The organism is Veillonella sp. (genome assembly GCF_032470285.1).
Lineage (GTDB): Bacteria > Bacillota > Negativicutes > Veillonellales > Veillonellaceae > Veillonella.
This window is the reverse complement of sequence record NZ_JAWEKP010000002.1, coordinates 315,698-334,717: the sequence shown is the minus strand read 5'-3', so window position 1 is coordinate 334,717 and position 19,020 is coordinate 315,698. Positions and strand designations below refer to the sequence as shown.

Sequence of the window (19,020 nt, the reverse complement as noted above, 5' to 3'; positions counted from 1 at the left end):
AAGGTATATATAACTTTTACAAGATCATAAAGTCTTTAAATATACATAAATTTCTATAGTTTTGTATATATATTTACAAATTATACAGGCTGATATACAATTAAGTCAGCAGCAGATTAAAGCATGCTAATCTGCTTTCACAGAACACGTGTTCATTGTATTGTTGAAAGGAATGTTCCTGATTAGATTGGAGAGGATTCCATGGCAATAGATGATAAACTAACAGATTTGATGGCCGCTCGGCTATCTAAGGGAGAAGATTTGGATTTGATCTATACGAATCCAAAGAATCACATTGTTTGTTTTATTCCTACCTATCAACCTAGTGGTGGAGACAGTACGAAGTGTTATTTTGTGGATGGACGGGAAGAAATGGTCCATCTGCCGATGCGCACAATCACGCGAGAGCTAGCGATGCAGGAAGGGCTGAGACCCAATTACATCATGACTAGCGACGGTCGACGCAGTAGCTATACCGCGCCTAAGACCTATGGTCCGCATCTAACCTTTGCGCATATTAAATGTCGCCGCCCCATCGGCAAGGACGTGGTGTACGGCCTCTTTAACGTGGCTATACCCTATGAATATATCGTTACGGAAGGTCCAGAACCCGATACGAGCTATATTCATGTGGCGGACTTTGCACCCATCTTGGTGTACCAATCCCCGCGTCATGTCAAACACAAACTGAACGAAGCGATGCTAGAACACTGCAACTACGTGCGAAAAATGCTAGCCCGCATCAAACTCAGTCAAAACCCTCAAGTCGTGGCCGAACTATTTATCGCCTGGAGAGACCTAACGAGATAACTCGTTGGACGGTGAAAGTAGAAATAGGAGGGTGGAGAGAAATTTGGAAAAGGAGGATAGGCGTATAAGAAAATATATAAATAGTGGTATTTAAAACAGATAAAAAACATTCTTTGTGTAAGCAAAGAATGTTTTTTTATTTTAAAGAGTTAAGTTTATGGTCTTTATTTATTAATCTAGATATGGTATTATTTCTGTATTTATAAAATAATTTTTTAAATATTTTTAGTATTTAGTTGAAAAAATCGAACATTTGTGCTATAATTATATAAAATAATAATAGTAAATTTATATATATTTAGGGGTGTATTCTATGAAGCTTATAAGTCTTTTTAGTGGTTGTGGTGGCTTGGATTTAGGCTTTGAGCGTGCTGGATTTCAAATTCCGATTGCTAATGAATATGATAAGACAATCTGGGATACTTTTAAAGCTAATCATCCTAATACTCATCTTATTGAAGGTGATATAAGAAAAGTAAATAAGAGAGATATAGAAGAATTTATTACAGACGATATTGATGGCATTATTGGTGGACCTCCTTGTCAATCGTGGTCTGAAGCAGGAGCTTTAAGAGGTATAGAAGATGAAAGAGGACAATTATTCTATGATTATATTCGTATATTAAAGGATTTTAAACCTAAATTTTTCTTAGCTGAAAATGTTAGTGGAATGCTTGCTAGTAGACATTCTCAGGCGGTAGAAAATATTATACACTTATTTAATAATGCTGGATATGATGTGAGTGTTAATTTAGTAAATGCTAAGGATTATGGTGTTGCGCAAGAACGAAAAAGAGTTTTTTTTATAGGATTTAGAAAAGATCTTAAAGTCGATTTCAAATTTCCAACGGGCTCAACACATAATGATGAAGATAAAATATCTTTAAGAGATATAATTTGGGATTTGAAAGATTCGGCAGTGCCTGCTCTTGAAAAAAATAATAGAAATCCTAATGCTATTAATAATAATGAATATTTTGTTGGTGCATATTCTACTATATTTATGAGTAGAAACCGTGTTAAAAGTTGGGATGAACAAGCTTATACAGTGCAGGCCTCTGGTCGTCAATGTCAACTTCATCCACAAGCTCCAAAAATGGAAAAAGTTGATAAGAATAAATATATTTTTGTTAAATCTCATGAAAATTTATATAGAAGAATGACGGTCAGAGAGGTTGCTCGTGTTCAAGGCTTTCCTGATGACTTTAAATTTATTTATAGTAAAGTTGATGTAGGCTATAAAATGATTGGTAATGCAGTTCCAGTTAATTTAGCATATGAGATTGCTTCTGCTATTAAAGCTACTTTAGAGTAAAAATAAAAAAAATATGGTTGATATATTTATATCAACCATATTTTTTATTCATGGGTAATTTCATCGTAGTTCACAACGTTATTTTCATTTAAATCCTTAGTATTGATACTCCGTAAAGCATTCAGAGCATATTTTAATTTATCACACGCTATATCTCCACCTATAGTTAAAGGGGAGCCAAAGTTTAAATTGTGAGATAATTTAGAATCCTCTATAGTCCAGTCCACAGAAACTGCAAGAGGGCGATTTCCATCATATCTATCATCAAATGATCTATAGTTTAAAGCTTTATAGACACAAAATAAATTAGGATTTCTTTTGACATAACTGGGAATAGGTTCTAATTGATCAATTATATTTTCAATTGATGAAATGTTATTTGTTATTAGTATATAATTAGCTATGCCAGAATTTTCTATAATTTTACCATTAACAGAAGCATTTTTTTTGTTAGCTGCTAAATTAGTACCTGAATAGACATCCATTACTTCGGACTCTGTGAGATCCAGTTGTGTACTTAGTTTTCCACCAGTTTTATTGGTTAACTCAAATTTCCAACCTAAAGTAATTGATCCTGCTTGTGTTCTTGAGAATTTTGTTTTATAAATTAGTTTTTTTGCTTGAAATTGTGATCTTAATTTGTAAGTTGCCTCATTTATTTTAGTTTCCCAATTATCACCAAATAGTTGTTTAGCTCGTTCTTTACTAATTTTATTCTCTACAAAATCAGCATTTTCTTTTTTATAAGAAATCTTAATTTCTCTTATTTTATTTGTATTAATATCTTGTGCTTCAATATAAATATCCGTTTTAGGCTCACCATGAGGGCTTGATGGTTTTCCTGCAAAGTTAACCTTGTAAGTATTACCTTCGAAATTAAATTGTGTATCATTTTGGAATAACTCTAGAATAGCCCGTTCGGCTTCAGTAAACTTCATAATACATCTCCTCTTATAAAATTTATATTCACTAAATAATAGTTTATTAGTATAAAGTTATCATATATAGTGAATGATCAACTTATTAGTTGTGGTGTAATAGCCTTTCCTATATAATTTATATTATATTATATAAGGGGGGATTGAATATGTCTAACAAAAGCTTTACTCTTAAATTCCATTACTATTTTGTTAAATCCTCAAGAGAAGGTCATTTAGCATCTTTTGAAATTGATACTAATAAAAAGTTAGAACGATTATTAATAAAATTATCTGAATGTGGTCATGAAGAGAGAGTTCTGAAACATAATCAAGATGATGATAATATGATTATTCTACAGTCTTTGTCTAAGGAGACTAACGGGTTTTGGAAGTTAAACTTCGTGAAAGTTAGAAACGGTACTTTACCAGGAAGATTAAGTGCAGATGGTGTATTCAGTGAAATTATTTTGGAGCCAGATGAATATATAGGGGAAGATATGACCATTATTTATTCTCCCGAACATTCTTTGGTGGGGCTACAACGTAATTTCTTTAGTGTAAGTGCCTCAAAGGTTCAAGATTATTTTTGCGATAAAGAAACAACTTTTATGGAAGATGGCATTAGTTTTATATTTGAGGCTATTCTTGACTCTAAGGAGATTCCAGAAACAGCTATTATAAGAAATGTTGAGGTTTCTTGTTATGATTTAAATGGCGCATCAATAGAGGATGTTATTTCAAATGATAAGTCTTATGGTGCAAGAAGAATTAGCTTAGTATATGGTATGGGTACTGCACCTAAAGATAAAGGCTTGCTTGGAGGAATTCGTAACTTTTTAGGAGTGTGTATGAATGACCCAAGATATAAGAAGATAAAGGCCTCATATCGTAGAGATGATAATAGTCCAATTGAGACGATTGATTTTCTCGAATCTAAAGTTGAGGACCGTATTTCTTTAACATACTCGAAAACAGATCCAATTACTTATGATCGAGTTTATATGGCTTTTTTACCAAAATTTAAGGAACAATTAGCCGTTATTGCTATAGGTGAAGGCGAAGATAATGAAAATGATAATAGGTAAATATAAAATACTTATTTTTTTTCTTTGCGTGAGCATTGTTTTGACGTTTGGTTTTGATGTAGATAAAGTGAGAAGTGATGATTTCTTATCATCTATTCTCACAGTTGCTTCTATTATCGTAGGATTCATTACTGCTACAGTAAGTCTATTTATAGGTATAGCCGGAACGAATGTTATGCAGCGGCTGAATAATAGAGGTAAGATTGATGAGTTAGTATTTCGCTTTAAAAGTATAATTTATACAGGTATTTTGTCCATTATAATATCTATATACATGTACTTATTTGATAAGGTTAAGTACATATATATTAATGATTATATTACTATACCGATAAGTTCGATAATTATTGTTTGTTTATTTACCTCACTTTCTTTAAGCATATATTATACATTAAATTTAACAAAAATAATGCTTTTAATTTTTAGAGACTTAGTAAAAAAATCATAATTTAATAAAAAGGAGACTGTTACAAAACAGTCTCTTTTTTACGTTTTATATGTTTATTAAATTACGGCTGCCATTTTGAATATCCAAATCCCATCATAATAATGCTCACCACGAGCATGCCGTTACCAAGGGTAATGGCGCTTTCACTTGTGGCTAGACAGGTAATAAAGGATCCGATGCCCATAATGATTGTGCCTAGTATAGCAGATAGTTTATGAATTGCCATGATAATCACCCTTTGCTTTCACTAACAACATTAGGTTTAACAATATACGTAATGAGTGCGTACAGTAGGGCACCGATTACAATCCCGTTCAGCGAAGCCAGTCCGAATGGTATGAATTTAACACAGACCAATGCGATGGCCCATGTAATCCAAGGAACTAGATTCCATTTTTTGAAAGTCGTTTTGTTGTAATCGATATATTTTCCACGATGAACTAGGTAAAAGTCCGCTAAGATAATACCGCATAGTGGCGGAACGATGATGCCTAGTGTACTTAAGAATACAAAGAGGGAGTCGATTTTATATGGTTGTGTCATTGTGGCTAATGCAGAGATAACAATGAGCACGGCTAGCATAATATTTCGGTTCAGTTTGAAAGAGTTTGCTAGGTTCAATGATGTGGAATAGAGGTTCGCACCATTTGTGGTGAAGATATTTGTAGTCAACAATAGTAAGCTTGGGAACACGAGGCCAAAGCTTAATAGTACGTTGATTAAGTCACCATCATTCATAGCAACGCCTGCGATAGCACCGCAGCTGATCATCAAGGTATTGCCACCCAATAGACCAATTGTGCTCGCTGTAATAACGTCTTTCTTGCTTTTACCATAGCGCATAATATCAGCGATACATGTGGCAGTAGATAAAATCCATGTGCCGATAACGATGGTAATGCCTGAAAGTAAATCGATAGGTTGTAATGGCACATAGTTAAATAATTCTTGCCAACCACCGATTGTTTGAACCGAGCGAGCCGCCGTTCCTAGGGAGAGGAATACGATGGACGGAATTGCAATATAGCCGAATACAGCAAGGGATTTAATACCGAGAACTGCAAAGATACCCATGATAACGGCGCTGAGCATCATAGCAATGACTTCGCCCGTATAGGAAAGATTGAATATTTGAGCAATAAAATGTCCATATAAAGCCGCTTGAATAGTGTACCAACCTAGATTGACGATAGGTACGAAGAGAGAGGCAATTCTAGATCCTTCCTGACCGAAGCTGTATCGAGTCAAAAGGGCAAAGGTAAGGCCTGTTTTATAGGCGATTACACTCACTAGGCCTGCGATGATACATAAGAAAATATTCCCTAGGATCATGGCTAATAGTAATTCGTTGAAAGTCAGTCCCGCAGCTAATCCGCCACCAGCCATCATACTAGTAACAAGAAAAACGAACCCAGTCCAAACGATGGTGAGAGAAAAGCAGGACTTTCTTGCCTCTAATGGGACAGGCTCTCTAGAGTACTCATTATCTGTGTTTGTATCAACTGGTTCTACAAACTCTAATTTCTCCTTACTCATACATCTATACTCCTTTACGTAATAAAAAATCTACCATGATGTGTTTAAGATTTATATAAGCATGGGTAGTAAAGACCTATTATGTAGCGTAAATATAGTGAATTTCTCTAATAAAGGATAGATATTTAATTTGTCATAAACGAATCGTATTTATCTTCATTAAAACATACGTAGAATGAATATTCAATATGCATATTATACATACTAGGTAATGTTGAGAATGATAGCTCTTATATTATAGTTCCTATATTACTAGTAAGTTTTAATGTTACAATAGGTATAGATTACGCATCGTTCTTAGTGTGTATATAGTTTTATAATAAAAGGGTGTTGTATGTATAATGTAACAATTACAACGACAGGCATTTTTAATGAGATTCGTCCTTCTTTGTTTCCTCTTGTAGAGGGCAAGGAAGGGATTACGTTTATGAATGCTTTGGAGTATAGTACAGATGATATTTTGCCTTTTGAAGAGGGCGATGATATTACGGATAATGGACCTGAGATTGAGCTAGAGCATGAACGGATTCGAGCCTTTATAATCGCTCTTTGCGCAGAACATGGTAAACCGTATAACGAATTACGAGATGAGTTCGTAAAGGCTTTGCCTGAGTTTATGCTAGATGGTACCTATAAAGGTGAGGAGCTACTTTCAGCAAAGAGAAGAGGGCGTTACAATGTCCATGCCTTGTATAAGAGCGCGCGTGGACGAGATTTACTATTCCAACGCAATTATGGAAATACGAATGGGATGCTTTACTTATCTGACCATATGGTGGGATATTTAATAGAGTCTTTATATGGTAGGAGTGGAATTTTTGGAATGGCAGCAGGAGCACAGCGTATTACCACTCCTTTGCGGTGTTATACCATTCATCAAGCAATAAATCGCATTGATAGATATTATTTACCTGAGTTGATTGCAGTTCAAGCACTAGATAATACCTATTCTATGGATAAATCAAACCGGTCTGAGTTTCTGCTGATTGCTGATGCCTTGGGGGCTTATATGGTGCAGACCATGCATGGTCAGACAGAATCTGAACAGCTGGATACACTGTCCAAAGATCCATTTTTCCGCAAAATTTGTGAGCCTGTTCATCGGTTTTATAGGAATTTGACCAATGATGCCATCATTTCTGTATATGATGAAAGTAACGACTGGGCTGATAGTTTGTTACATGATTATATATATAATCTATATGACAGATTCAGTGAGGGGCTAGATTATTGGGAGGAAAAAAATGAAGGTGTACTTGGTTATGTGAGATATCGTATACTAAGTCCTTTGGCGGATGATCTTGTTAGAGAACTATCTCAGGAAAAGCTACGCGTTGATTTGTATCCTAGTTTTGATAAAGCTAGAGCGTATTTTGATTTCTTGGTGTTTTATACTAGCCATGCGAAGAACATGCTTATTAAGATAGGCGTTAAAGAAGATGATGACTGCCAGAACGATATGACTGATGATGGGAATACCTGTGGAGGTCTATTGTCTCGAGTAGAATCACTGCCTCATGAAGGAGTTCAATTGACGGTATTGGAACGTATATATTGCCTTCTAGATGCTTGTTATGAGGCTATTCGACGATATCAGAACTATGAAGCGCTTGTGCCTATCGTTGATACTTTGGATGCAACTATAGGTGAGGTAGATATCGAATCTCCTAACTCTTGGCAGGCTGAGTATGTGCAGCGAGTATCTCGATTATCTAAATGGTACCGCATGTTAGGGAATGCTTTCACAGGAAATAATATCTATTGGAATTTATTGCAAGACCTCATTACAGCACAAGAGCAAGCACCGTTGGTTCATGAGCCTTATTTTAATAACTATGTTTGTGATGTAAGCTGTCAGGACAATGTCTTTAATTTGGAATGTTTGCGGTATTTATTGTTGCATCATGATATTGAAACAGATAATCGTGAAAGCTACGAGCACCGTGTTCAGGCTATCGATCATCCATATTTCAAGATGCCTTTCAAGGCATATGGACAAATACACGATTTGCTAGACTTAGATACTGAACTCAATAGTAATGATATTGTATATTTTTTAGTTCTCTTGAAAGCCATCCATCGTTTCTACCTAGATCAATTAGACCAAAATTTATGGAAAGAGTTGATCCAATTATGGTCTATGTATGGTAAACGAAATTTCCAAGACTATTATGCAGAATGCTTATGTGCTAAGTATATGGTTGTGCTCGCTGTACATATGGGGGATAGAGAAGCGGCAGCACACATCAAGCAGAATTTACACACAAGCTTTGAGAGGGCAAGACATTGGCATGAGCCCGCACCAAGTGATTATGGATGGTCTACCTTTGCATTCTATACGATGGCTCAAATCGACGAAGCCCTTGGTAATTTAGATTCAGCGCAAGATAACTATGATAAAGCCTATGTTACAAAAGCCTATACACAAGCTAGCTGGGCTTATTATGAAAGTAAATATAGTAGCCTTTGGAAGGAAACTCAACTGTCCGTAGTTGAAAGAAAAACAGCAATAGCTGAAACAAAATCTGCAGTAACTGAAATAAAGCCAGATTTTGAGGCTGTTATACAGGAGAATAAAGGGAAATTCTCCACTATTGATGAATATAAAGAGTACTTCAATACACATATGATGTATCTATATAGATAAATCGTTGTATAGGATAACTAAAAAAGCCTTACAAAAAGCAAATAGCCCTCCGTTGCCTAGTGTAACTAGATAACTGAAAGGCCATTTCCTAATCTTTTTTCAATTTCGAGATGCGCCTGACGTTACGACTCGTCTGACTATCTTCTTATATTATAGTAAGGTTATTATATATCGTCAAATTATGATGAACACGTGTATGGCATACAGTTTGATGAGGGTATTGTAAAATAAGAAAAACTCCTATTGGCTTTCACCGATAGGAGTTTTTGGTTTTATAATTGTAATTGTATAGCACTTTTAAGTCTATTATTAAGTTACAGATTATAATAAATTGATTATATTTCTTTTACATCATCAGGTATAGCCGGAGGAGCCGGTGGTTTACCCATGGCTCTTTCAATGCATACGACAGCTACAAAGGCGATGAGGCTGACGATGGAACCGAAGATGATGGACATAATGCCATATGGGTTGCCAACAAATTCCCAGTACACGCCTGCGATGGAGCCGAGCACGATGGACCAAATGCCAGCGCCAGCTGTTGCATTTTTCCAAGTAAGGCCAAGTAGGAATGCGGCGAATGGGCCAGCGGATCTCATTGTGAAAGCAAATACGAGCATCGGAATGATGGCTTTGCTTACGAGGGAGATGATAATGGCGATGATACCGAGGAATAGCACGCATAGACGGCTATATCTAGTGAGCTGTGCATCGGTGAGGCTTTTACCAAAATGATGTTCCACAATATCCTTGGTAAATACAGTTGCGGCGCCTAATAGGTCGCCTGCGCCTGATGAAAGTGTGGCCGATACGACAGCGGCCATAACGAAGCCCGCCATTACTGGAGACATGAGGTTAAGTGCTACCGTTGCCACTGCATTGTTGGCTTCAATTCTGGGGAATTCAGCCAATGCTACGAGGCCTAAAATCGCAGGAACAAAGGCGAATAGAGCCATGATAATCCCGCAAATGATAGAACCGAGAACGGCCGTTCTTTCATTTTTCGCTGCAAAGTACCGCTGAACTGACTCTTGGCCAGTGGAGAAGGTCATGAAATACATGATGACAAGGCCGATGATGGTTTTCCAACCCACCTTTGTGAAGCCAAGCTGTTCAGGTGGCAATTTTGCCACTACTGATTCCCAGCCGCCTACATTGTGCAACACAAACGGCACCGCGAGGGAGAAGCCCCCAACGAGAACGAAGAAGTGGATAACGTCCGTCATCGTTACGCTCCACATGCCGCCGGACATGGTGTAAATTACGAGTACCGCACCGCAGATGAGGATGGCGAGCTCTGTTGAAAGTCCGGTGAGAACGCTAATAATGGTTGCAGTTGCTGTAATCTGTACGCCTGCCAGTGTAATCGTTGCCAGCATGGACAGAATGGAAGTAATGAGATGGCTAGACGCGCCGAAACGACGGCCGATGATCTCCGGTACAGTTGTTGCCATGGCACGCCGCAAGAGTGGTGCGATGAAAGCAACGAGAATAACACCAATCCCTGCAGATACGACGTACCAACCTGCAGATAAACCCCAAGAACCATACGCTTTCGCTGCTACACCTACGGTGCTCCCACCACCGATTTCTGTAGCTGCTAATGTGCCTGCCGTCATAAGAACCCCAATACGACGACCTGCGAGTAGATAGTCAGTACTATCTTTTACACGAATATGACAATACACGCCGACTAATAAATTCAGTAATAAATAGGCGCAAACAATAACCCAAATAATAGTCAGAGAATCCATATGACACCTCCAAAAATTTACACTATCTAGAGATTCATACTAAATCACCCTTACTACTTGCGGTGCATATATCAAGTATAGTTTAATTATCCATAAAAACTGGGGAAAATACAAAGAGGAGTTTCTTGGAACGTTGGAGAATGTATATATATTAGGAACTAAAATATAAAATTATTAATCATAGGCACAGCCTTATTTACATAGTATACTTATGCTAATAAGACTGTGCTTATTTTATTGAGAGACAAGATTCATTTTTTGAGAGAGGTTTTTATGATTCAACGTATTTTGATGCTAGCTCTTGTGTTGCTGGCTTTCACCATGCCTACAGAGGCAATTACATTTCAGGAGCTGAAGACGTCACCACAGTTTAAGCTAGTTCATCAGCATGAGTATGAGAAACCGAGTGCAATTGTTAATGATGGTGGTATGTATGTGTATTTAAATACCTATTCTGTGGAGGTCCAAAAGTATGCGCCGCCACAGTATACATTGAGTGCTATTTATTATGTGGTACATACGTCGCACTATCAGGCTGAGATTATTGAAAAAAGGCTCACTGTAAATTATGATGCAAACTATTCATTGGCCACATTGATTAAATCATCTCATACGATGAATCCGAGTCCATCTATGTTGGCTTTGATTGAGGCTAGTGAAAGTAAGTCGGGCTTATTTATGTCTGATTCAGACCGTGCAATTTATACACTGGATGGTGCGCTTAAGAAGAACCCATCTTCGGAAGGTACTAGGAATCTTCCGCTTAATCGCAAGAATATTATTATGTATGATTTAGCAGATGCTATGTTTATGTCTGCCTATCAGCAGCATTTTGATGATATTGTGGCCCAATGAGGTGGATGATGAAACGCATATATTTACTTTCACTATGGTTACTAAGCTGCCTCGTGTTGCCAATGCAAATCCAAGCCGTATCACAAGCTGACTTATTAAACGCAGAACGATTTGAACACATCGATTCGAGTGCTGACTCTGGAAGAGGAGATGGAAAATATTTGGATCTTTCATCTGTTAAGTCTGTAACGGCGCCGAATGGCCATCGTCGTATTGAAGCCGTCATTTATGTTTCCATGCCTGCTGCGAATATGATTCAAGGACTTTCAGTACAATACGATTACCAAATGGATCGTTCTTTGCGCCATTTGATTAATGATCATGATAGAAGTTTAAAACAAGGTGATAAGACCCCATATATCTCTATTTGGCGTGCAAAGCAAGGAAGTTCAGGAATTACAGGGACCGTTAATGATGGCGGTACCTATTACAATAATGGACAAATTCGCCAACAACGTATATATGCAGAAAATCTAAAAGCTATGATTCTACCTGCTGAATTTGGTGATGAAAAATATAAATTGCCTAATTTGATCTATAAAAAGATCTTTGGACTATCTTATGATGATGAGTTGTAATATTTATGTATGGCACTAGAGTGGTTAAAACAGTGAATAAACATAGATTAAAGATAAAACTTGTTTTTGGACTCCTAATAAAGCTTGTACTTTTACTTATTTGGGGAATCTCTATTTGGGCTTTCTATACATTGCTCTATGATCGATATGTATTAGAAGCATATCCATTAAGGGATTATTTGCCAGTATTGATATTTACCTTTGGGAATATTTGGGTTTTACCGTGGCTTATTTTGTGGCATGAGAAACTATATCCAGCGTTTGATAAACCAAAAATTTATTATAGAGTGAAAGCTTGGTACTTTTCTTTGAAAGACCAATCTTTAGTGGGGACATTTATCTTTTATAGTATAGATTTTGTTATAAAGCTAGGGCTATTAATGTATGGCACTCTTATTGTTTTAGCTATTGTTATTTTTGTATCTCTTACTTGGCTCCGGTTCTGATCATTACTGGACTGATTCTTCATTAGCTCTTAAAAGCTCCTAAACACTCATATTGGATTTCTGATATATTCTTAACTTATTTACATAATGCAAAAGCCAAGCTATTCATATTTAAAAATAGCTTGGTTTTTATTAGTGGAGCACTTGTGGCGCTTATTTGTCTAGAAATAGCAAAATAGCCCTTCGTTTCTTCGGAAATTGGATAAAACGAAAAGGCCATTTCTACATGTTATTTGTTTGTGAGATGAGCCTGACGTCACTACTCGTCTGACTATCTACTTATATTATAGGGATAAAGGGATATATCGTCAAATGGAGATAAACCTTATATATACCAATTATAGATATATCATACATATACTAAATTATAAAATTATTAATAATAGGCACAGCCTTGTTTACATAGTATACTTATGCTAATAAGGTTGTGCTTATTTATGTTGTAATGTGAGAGAAAAAAGAGAGGGTTTTATGTTACGTAAAAGTTTGATTATCATGGCTGTACTAGCTGCTTTCACCATGAATGTAAGCGCTGTACAGATAGAAGTGCCAGCAGGACAGCCACCTATACCAGGGGCAGATGCGAATATCCCTGCCAATGCCTATGAAAACTATCGGGCCGGTAGCTTGAGCAATGTAGGAGCTAGTGATGTTATAAAATTACATTCTGAATCTAAAAAACGCATGGACATGTATGTAACTGACTGGGGACTAACACGAGATGAAGTCAATCAGATAGCAAGCGATTCGGAGAAGTTGATGGACTTACTTGTTAATGAGTCTGCAGTTGTGTTGTTGCATGATGAGCGTAATAACATTCGGGCATCTGTTCCTGGACTACTATTAGCAAGTAAGTATTACCCAAAACGCAGTGATGGTGAACGTTTATCTATTGTAAGAGAGAATTCCATATTTTTTGCGATTGGTACAAAACAGAATTATGATGATGCATTAGGCAAATTAAAATCAGAGCGAAAAGGGGAGTTTACATATCCGGGTATCACACATGGTAAATGGGCTATTGAAACTGAGTCTTTCGGTGAGAATACGCCTGCTATGGTTGCTGTAGTTGGTTTATTTAATCAACCGAATCAAGAATATATGGTAGGTCTTAGCTACAAAAATCAGCCTGTTACCGGCAAGCTCGAGCACGTTATGAGTAATTATGTAATTCCGTCGATTCGATCGTTAGATGACATGGATCATTATAGTGAAAGTATTCAATGGGATAATTTCACATATCGTATTCCTAAAGGGCTCAAACTAATAGCACAGAAATCGTTAAAGGACTCTGCCGAAATGAGAGACTATCGTGGATCAGGTATCCGACTTATTGTAGCTAAGAAACCTGTAAAAGTAGATGATAAATATATCTATTCATTTATTGACGAGATTTCGGAAATAAAGCCAGAAAGTCAAATCATAGGTGATGCACCTATTCAATCAGCATCTGTTTGGAATAATGGCGTTCCTAGTCTTTTAGTAGATAACTATCAACCAGGAAAAACGTCTTTAATGCATCGATTCTTACGTGATGACAAGAATGTATATATAATGAGCTTAGTTTATATTGATGGGGCTACGCCATATTCTCATATTCAGCTGCGTAATACGGTAGAATATTCTGATTTTGCAAATGTTGAGACACTGCGGAATAAAGTAATCCGTATGCAAAGTAAAGATAAAATGTAATTCAGTTGTTTATAAGATCGTTCAGGAGAGAGAACATGAAAAGAAAATGCATGATTACGGGGCTTGTTATCGGCCTGCAATTGGTAAGTGGTTATAGTTATGTGACAGATGCAAGTTGGTTGAGCAAAACGTGGGATCGCCTTGAAACAAATGCAGCGAAACAGTCTTACGATTGGCCGAAAGCTGAGCAGTATACTCATTATGCGGGAGGACAACTTGTAGGTGCTAACTTACCAGACGAGGATATGATGGTTCTTGGTGTTTCATTAGGTAATACCTTTGATAGTGTGAAAGCAAGTTTGGGGCAGCCTACTAAAGAAACTAGTAGAGGACTCACCTATGGTGGTGTTACCTTTGGGAGTTTTAAAATGGATGGTGTAGAGTCAGTTGTTACCTATATGATGATCGAGAATCGTGATGCCACAACACATAGAGGCATTGCCGTAGGCGACTCCATGCGAAAAGTCCTTAATGTATACGGTAGACCTGATTTAGTAGACTCTAATAATCGATGGTTTTATGGGAAATATCGCTATCGTACGGATATGATGCATGGCATACAATTTGAACAAAAAGGCGATAAAGTAAGTAAAATTATGATTTATAAATGATTATATTTTTACCATATCTATGAAAAAAGCCGAGCTTTTAATTCATAGAATTAGCTCGGCTTTTATTACTGTATTCATATATTTGTATAATATAATGCTTATTGTATCGCATATTAGTTCGCTATATAATAAGCATAGGATAGTTAGACGAGGTTGGGCCTCTCTTCGTCATCGAAGGGAGGGATAAGCCTATGAGTGATTATGAAATAATCATGCTCTTATTACAGGTGATAACTGTGGTTATTGCTTTTGGAGCTTTAATAGCGCTTATTTGTCTCACAAAAGACAAATAGCCCTTCGTTATCTTAGATGATTCGATAACTGAAAGGCCATTTCTCAAGCTTTTTTGTTTTCAGAGATGAGCCTGACGGTATGACTCGTCTGACTATCTACCTATATTATAGGGGTAAAGATTTATATCGTCAAATTGAGATAAACTGGAGGTTCTTATGAAAGCATTTGAAACAAAGGATTATAAAGCTTTTACCATGTTTGAGAATCGTTGGGCTCTTGTTACGGCTGGAATGCTTGATGATTTTAATACATGTACGGTTAGTTGGGGCAGTATGGGCAACATATGGGGCCCTAATGGTGGCGATATATCCACGGTGACAGTGTACATTCATCCAGCGCGTTATACTCAAGAGTTTATGGCGAAATATGATACCTTTACAGTTAGCTTTTTCTCTGAAAGTTATCGCAAGGCTCTTGGTTATTTAGGTTCTCATTCTGGCCGCGACGAAAATAAGGTGGCAAATTCTGGCCTAACACCAGTTGTGGCAGGCGATGGGGTGACCTTCAAAGAAGCAGATCTAACATTTGTATGTAAAAAACTGTATGAGCATCAATTTGATGAAGCCCACTTAGCAGATAATGTAAAGGAATATTATGCAGCGAATCCATCTATGTATACTCAAGTTGGTAAAGATTGCTGGGAACCACATTATATGTACATCGGAGAAGTAGTTGAGGCTATAGGAGTCTAGTTTTATATAAGATTTATTCATGTTGAGAGAATGATATGATTAAGAGCGTGTTTTTAATAGGTTTTTGTTCACTTGGCTTTATGGTAACGGCACATGCTGCCAATATAGATCTTCCTGGTGGAGATGCCATGGTGTCTGATACTGCTTATGAAAGCTATTCTTATAATAGTGTTGATATGGATCTGGTAGAGGCTCAGTTTAGACGTCACTCAGGCCCTGTGGTAGCACAGACTGTGAAAAATGGGCGTAGGACGGTAGAGCAAGCTAAGGCATATATGGATGGCAATGCCAAGTTTTTAAAGCGCCAAGCTAATCAAAGTACGGTGTTCATCTTTGACGATGGTACACGGCATATTCGCTTTTCTATGCCTTATCCAAGTCTTGAAAGTAAGGCGATTAATGATAACACTAATTCCGTTGTTAATGTCGTAAATGGTATCCCTCAATATTATATTAAAAGTATGAATGCAGATATCGTAGTCGATGTGGATGATAAGACTACCTATACGGATCGTGCCTTCACATATAAAACGGTAAAAAATGGTCAATGGCAGCAGAAGTATGGGATTATGACACGTATCTCTGGAAAAGAAGAGAAAGCTGAGCCGCGTACGAGTACGGGTGTTGAGTTTTCCCTGCCTAGTGATACGAACCATGTGTATCGTGTTAACATCATAAATCGAGGTAATGGCAATCCAGATCATATTAGGTATGCAGAAGGGGCTTTAGCGAATTATGTGATTCCATCGGTAGAGGATACAAAAGTGATAGATCGCTATTCTAATGTTGAGAAATGGGGAAACTTTGAATATCGTGTGCTCAAGAATAGTACGAGAAAAGCCGATTATGAGCCTACCTCCTATGGTGAGGAAACGCGCGTTTATAAGGGGGGCGATATAGTGCAGCTGATTAAGCGCCGTCCGATTTTTTCAAATGATGAAAAACATTTTTATTCAGGTGCTTTTTCTACGATGGATACGATGAGCCGAAAATACCCGTATTCAGTTAATGATAATGCGACCATTTGGCGTAATGGTATGCCTGCATTTAGTGGCAGTGTAAAATTTGATAATGGTATTAATTATACATATTTTACAATCCGTGATGATAAATATGTGTACAGCATTGAAGTTGCTTATAAAGCCAATATGGTGAAGACGTCTTATCATGATATTCGTAATATGGTAGAAATGGCAAAATTGATCAATCATCCGCATAAGCAAGCGTTTCCTGCGTTGGAGTACCTTTGGGAAGCTGATGTTTTTAAACTGCCTTAAAGCTAAACTAATATTTTGTCTATATGTAGATACACTTAGGTATAAAAAGAAATAGAGAGAAATAAAACAGTCAGTATTGTGATTCAGTACTGGCTGTTTATTTACATATCTGATAGTATTAGGTTATTTTTGAACAGTGTTTTAATATGTATCGATTTCCTATGCTTCTGGAAATAGGACATGTTCTTGCATTTTAAAACTAGGATTATTGGTAGAGTCAAAAAACTCAATCATATTTCGTAATTTTTGAACTTCTTCAGCATGTAAAAAACTTGGATAAAAGATGGTATAGGTAAAGCTATAGATCCCATCATAGGAGCTAAAGGTTAGGATATAATCATCTTTATGGGGTTTATAGATATGTGTGGATAGTCCAGGAATATTATTATTCCATATAACGGCATAATTAATATAATCTGATGTTGGGTGGTAATAGTAAATATCCCAGAACGTATTTAAATCAGCTTTAAAGTTGTAATGACCGTTTATAACAAGTTCATGCGCATATGGGTTTTTAGGAATATTGTCAGTAGAAACAAAGAATGTTATATCTCCTTTTTTGTAGTATCTAACATCTTGGTGTTCAGAGGCCTTACTTTCACCTTCGTATATGGCGTCTTTTGGTACGCGGTATTGTACACCGTTTAAGCTTTCTATGCGTGAATATTGATTTAATTCATTTAGGTTTTGTACAGAGGGAAGCACATAATTAGCCAATAATTTATCTGTAGGAACCTTGTTCAGAACGGGGTTGTTATCATAATAGACAAACCCTGCGTGATATAAGGGATGACGCATGTTATAGCCCTTAAATTTAAAATTGATCGTGTCGATGGTGAGCGTTGTTTTTTTACCGTTTTTAAAGTGTGGCATCTTCATGCTATCCCAAGTGCTGTAGGTAACAGTAGGATATGAAAATACAGTGCCCTTTATATCAGAAATCTGTTTGGAGGACTTTCGTTTCGCATTGTCTTGCAAGAAATTACGGACGTCTTTGTCTGTTAGCTTTTCATAAGCTATTTTGGTGTTGCGCCAGTCGTAATCTTTAAAATCTGCGTAGTCAATTTCTAAATTGAGACTTCCATTATTGGTTAAAACTCGATAGTCCTCAATGGTTCGACTTGGATTTTGGTAACGTCCTATATGATAATCACTTTTTATGCCCGCTACTGGGAATGAAAGGCGAATTTGGTTGTATTGATCATGAACGGAAATGACCGTATTATGGTAATTTTGACCGCGATATATAGAGGCTGCTTTAGTATACTCAATTTCGTTTTTATTAATACCGTTAGCCTTGTCCGTTAACTTTAATGTTTTCACATAGTTTGCTACATCCTTTTCAATATCAGGGTTCGTGGTTTGGTAATTTATGTAGGCATCCTTGGAAAACTTAGAATCTGCACCAGGAATATTAACATCGATGGCTCCTATTGGTGATAATATAGTGCTCATGATGAAAGCACACGCTAATAGTGGTAGTTTAGTCATGGTGGTATCTCCCGTTTACATTTCTATATTTATTAGTATTGTAGTAATCTGTAGGTTATGTTATTAAGTATAATTATATAACTAAATGACTATATTTTTAAGTGACATGGAAACGTGTTTTGTTTACATGCTACTACTCCCTATGGGGCATGAGTGCTTTTTTTATAGGTATTGTAGCGTTAGGTTCTGATTTCAGTGTGATTATCTTAATATTAGGTCTATAGGTTATTTGTAGTTTGAGAGGTTAGGAGAGAAACGTGATGAGCTCACTTATGGGGGCATCAAATTTGGACATTCTTTGATGCAAGATAGTCGTCCTATCGTATGGTATATGATTGTCAGCAATCGTGATGCCGTGACTGCCCGTGGCATTGCTGTTGGCGATTCCTTGAAAAAAGTGATGGACATCTATGGGCGTCCTGATTTTATAGACTTTAATAATCGATGGTTCTATGGATATCTACGCTATAACAGTGACAATATTGTAGGTATATTTTTCGAGCACAATGGCAGCAAGGTGACAAAAATTATTATTAGTGACAACTAAACTGTTTTTATTAGTGAAAGTC

Annotated in this window: 18 protein-coding genes; 13 read left to right on the top strand and 5 right to left on the bottom strand. The window is 36.8% G+C overall.

From position 1 onward, the window contains the following. Positions 1-201 precede the first annotated feature (201 nt). A complete protein-coding gene (locus tag E7B10_RS04045) occupies positions 202-810 on the top strand; it encodes a hypothetical protein (protein ID WP_004694448.1) in 609 nt (202 codons plus the stop codon). 313 nt (positions 811-1,123) lie between these two features. Then, complete coding sequence (locus E7B10_RS04040; RefSeq protein WP_123138229.1) at positions 1,124-2,125, top strand: DNA cytosine methyltransferase; 1,002 nt, start codon at positions 1,124-1,126, stop codon at positions 2,123-2,125. 44 nt (positions 2,126-2,169) lie between these two features. Here the strand turns inward: E7B10_RS04040 and E7B10_RS04035 are convergent, their stop codons facing one another. Then, positions 2,170-3,063: a hypothetical protein gene (locus E7B10_RS04035; protein WP_123138228.1), complete on the bottom strand. Its 894-nt coding sequence runs from the start codon at positions 3,061-3,063 to the stop codon at positions 2,170-2,172. A gap of 149 nt (positions 3,064-3,212) precedes the next feature. On the opposite strand from E7B10_RS04035, the gene E7B10_RS04030 reads away from it, so the two are divergent. Together E7B10_RS04030 and E7B10_RS04025 are read left to right on the top strand one after the other, a co-directional pair. Continuing rightward, the gene (locus tag E7B10_RS04030; protein WP_123138227.1) at positions 3,213-4,130 is read left to right on the top strand and encodes a DUF6731 family protein; all 918 of its coding nucleotides are present in this window, start codon (positions 3,213-3,215) and stop codon (positions 4,128-4,130) included. Continuing rightward, a complete protein-coding gene (locus tag E7B10_RS04025) occupies positions 4,111-4,578 on the top strand; it encodes a hypothetical protein (RefSeq protein WP_123138226.1) in 468 nt (155 codons plus the stop codon). Before E7B10_RS04030 ends, E7B10_RS04025 begins: the two co-directional genes overlap by 20 nt. A 61-nt stretch (positions 4,579-4,639) precedes the next feature. Here the strand turns inward: E7B10_RS04025 and E7B10_RS04020 are convergent, their stop codons facing one another. After that, positions 4,640-4,804: a hypothetical protein gene (locus tag E7B10_RS04020; RefSeq protein ID WP_165850987.1), complete on the bottom strand. Its 165-nt coding sequence runs from the start codon at positions 4,802-4,804 to the stop codon at positions 4,640-4,642. Between the two features lie 5 nt (positions 4,805-4,809). Beyond that, positions 4,810-6,114, bottom strand: a complete 1,305-nt coding sequence (locus E7B10_RS04015; RefSeq protein ID WP_287507996.1) for a cytosine permease — start codon at positions 6,112-6,114, stop codon at positions 4,810-4,812. A 334-nt stretch (positions 6,115-6,448) separates the two neighbouring features. Here E7B10_RS04015 and E7B10_RS04010 point away from each other — a divergent pair, with 334 nt between their 5' ends. After that, positions 6,449-8,761, top strand: coding sequence for a hypothetical protein (locus tag E7B10_RS04010; RefSeq protein WP_287507998.1), 2,313 nt, complete (start codon positions 6,449-6,451; stop codon positions 8,759-8,761). Between the two features lie 335 nt (positions 8,762-9,096). Here the strand turns inward: E7B10_RS04010 and E7B10_RS04005 are convergent, their stop codons facing one another. Then, positions 9,097-10,515 (bottom strand): sodium:solute symporter, encoded by a 1,419-nt coding sequence (locus tag E7B10_RS04005; protein ID WP_278467413.1) that lies wholly within the window; start codon positions 10,513-10,515, stop codon positions 9,097-9,099. 273 nt (positions 10,516-10,788) lie between these two features. Here E7B10_RS04005 and E7B10_RS04000 point away from each other — a divergent pair, with 273 nt between their 5' ends. From E7B10_RS04000 to E7B10_RS03970, 7 genes are all read left to right on the top strand, one after another. Then, positions 10,789-11,370, top strand: a complete 582-nt coding sequence (locus E7B10_RS04000) for a hypothetical protein (RefSeq protein WP_118091186.1) — start codon at positions 10,789-10,791, stop codon at positions 11,368-11,370. Between the two features lie 8 nt (positions 11,371-11,378). Further along, a complete protein-coding gene (locus E7B10_RS03995) occupies positions 11,379-11,948 on the top strand; it encodes a hypothetical protein (protein ID WP_004698206.1) in 570 nt (189 codons plus the stop codon). Between the two features lie 5 nt (positions 11,949-11,953). After that, positions 11,954-12,394: a hypothetical protein gene (locus E7B10_RS03990; RefSeq protein ID WP_118091187.1), complete on the top strand. Its 441-nt coding sequence runs from the start codon at positions 11,954-11,956 to the stop codon at positions 12,392-12,394. A gap of 471 nt (positions 12,395-12,865) precedes the next feature. After that, the gene (locus E7B10_RS03985) at positions 12,866-14,086 is read left to right on the top strand and encodes a hypothetical protein (protein WP_038125637.1); all 1,221 of its coding nucleotides are present in this window, start codon (positions 12,866-12,868) and stop codon (positions 14,084-14,086) included. Positions 14,087-14,121: 35 nt separating this feature from the next. Then, positions 14,122-14,697 carry a TonB-dependent receptor gene (locus tag E7B10_RS03980; RefSeq protein ID WP_118091188.1) on the top strand — a complete coding sequence of 192 codons (576 nt, stop codon included), beginning with the start codon at positions 14,122-14,124 and terminating at the stop codon, positions 14,695-14,697. Positions 14,698-15,146: 449 nt separating this feature from the next. After that, positions 15,147-15,683: a flavin reductase gene (locus tag E7B10_RS03975; protein WP_118091189.1), complete on the top strand. Its 537-nt coding sequence runs from the start codon at positions 15,147-15,149 to the stop codon at positions 15,681-15,683. Between the two features lie 35 nt (positions 15,684-15,718). Continuing rightward, positions 15,719-16,960, top strand: coding sequence for a hypothetical protein (locus E7B10_RS03970; protein ID WP_180773332.1), 1,242 nt, complete (start codon positions 15,719-15,721; stop codon positions 16,958-16,960). Positions 16,961-17,119: 159 nt separating this feature from the next. Here the strand turns inward: E7B10_RS03970 and E7B10_RS03965 are convergent, their stop codons facing one another. Next, positions 17,120-18,451: a hypothetical protein gene (locus tag E7B10_RS03965; RefSeq protein ID WP_118091190.1), complete on the bottom strand. Its 1,332-nt coding sequence runs from the start codon at positions 18,449-18,451 to the stop codon at positions 17,120-17,122. A 298-nt stretch (positions 18,452-18,749) separates the two neighbouring features. Between E7B10_RS03965 and E7B10_RS03960 the strand changes: the two genes are divergently transcribed. After that, positions 18,750-18,998 (top strand): hypothetical protein, encoded by a 249-nt coding sequence (locus E7B10_RS03960; protein WP_256196221.1) that lies wholly within the window; start codon positions 18,750-18,752, stop codon positions 18,996-18,998. The last annotated feature ends 22 nt before the right edge of the window (positions 18,999-19,020 follow it).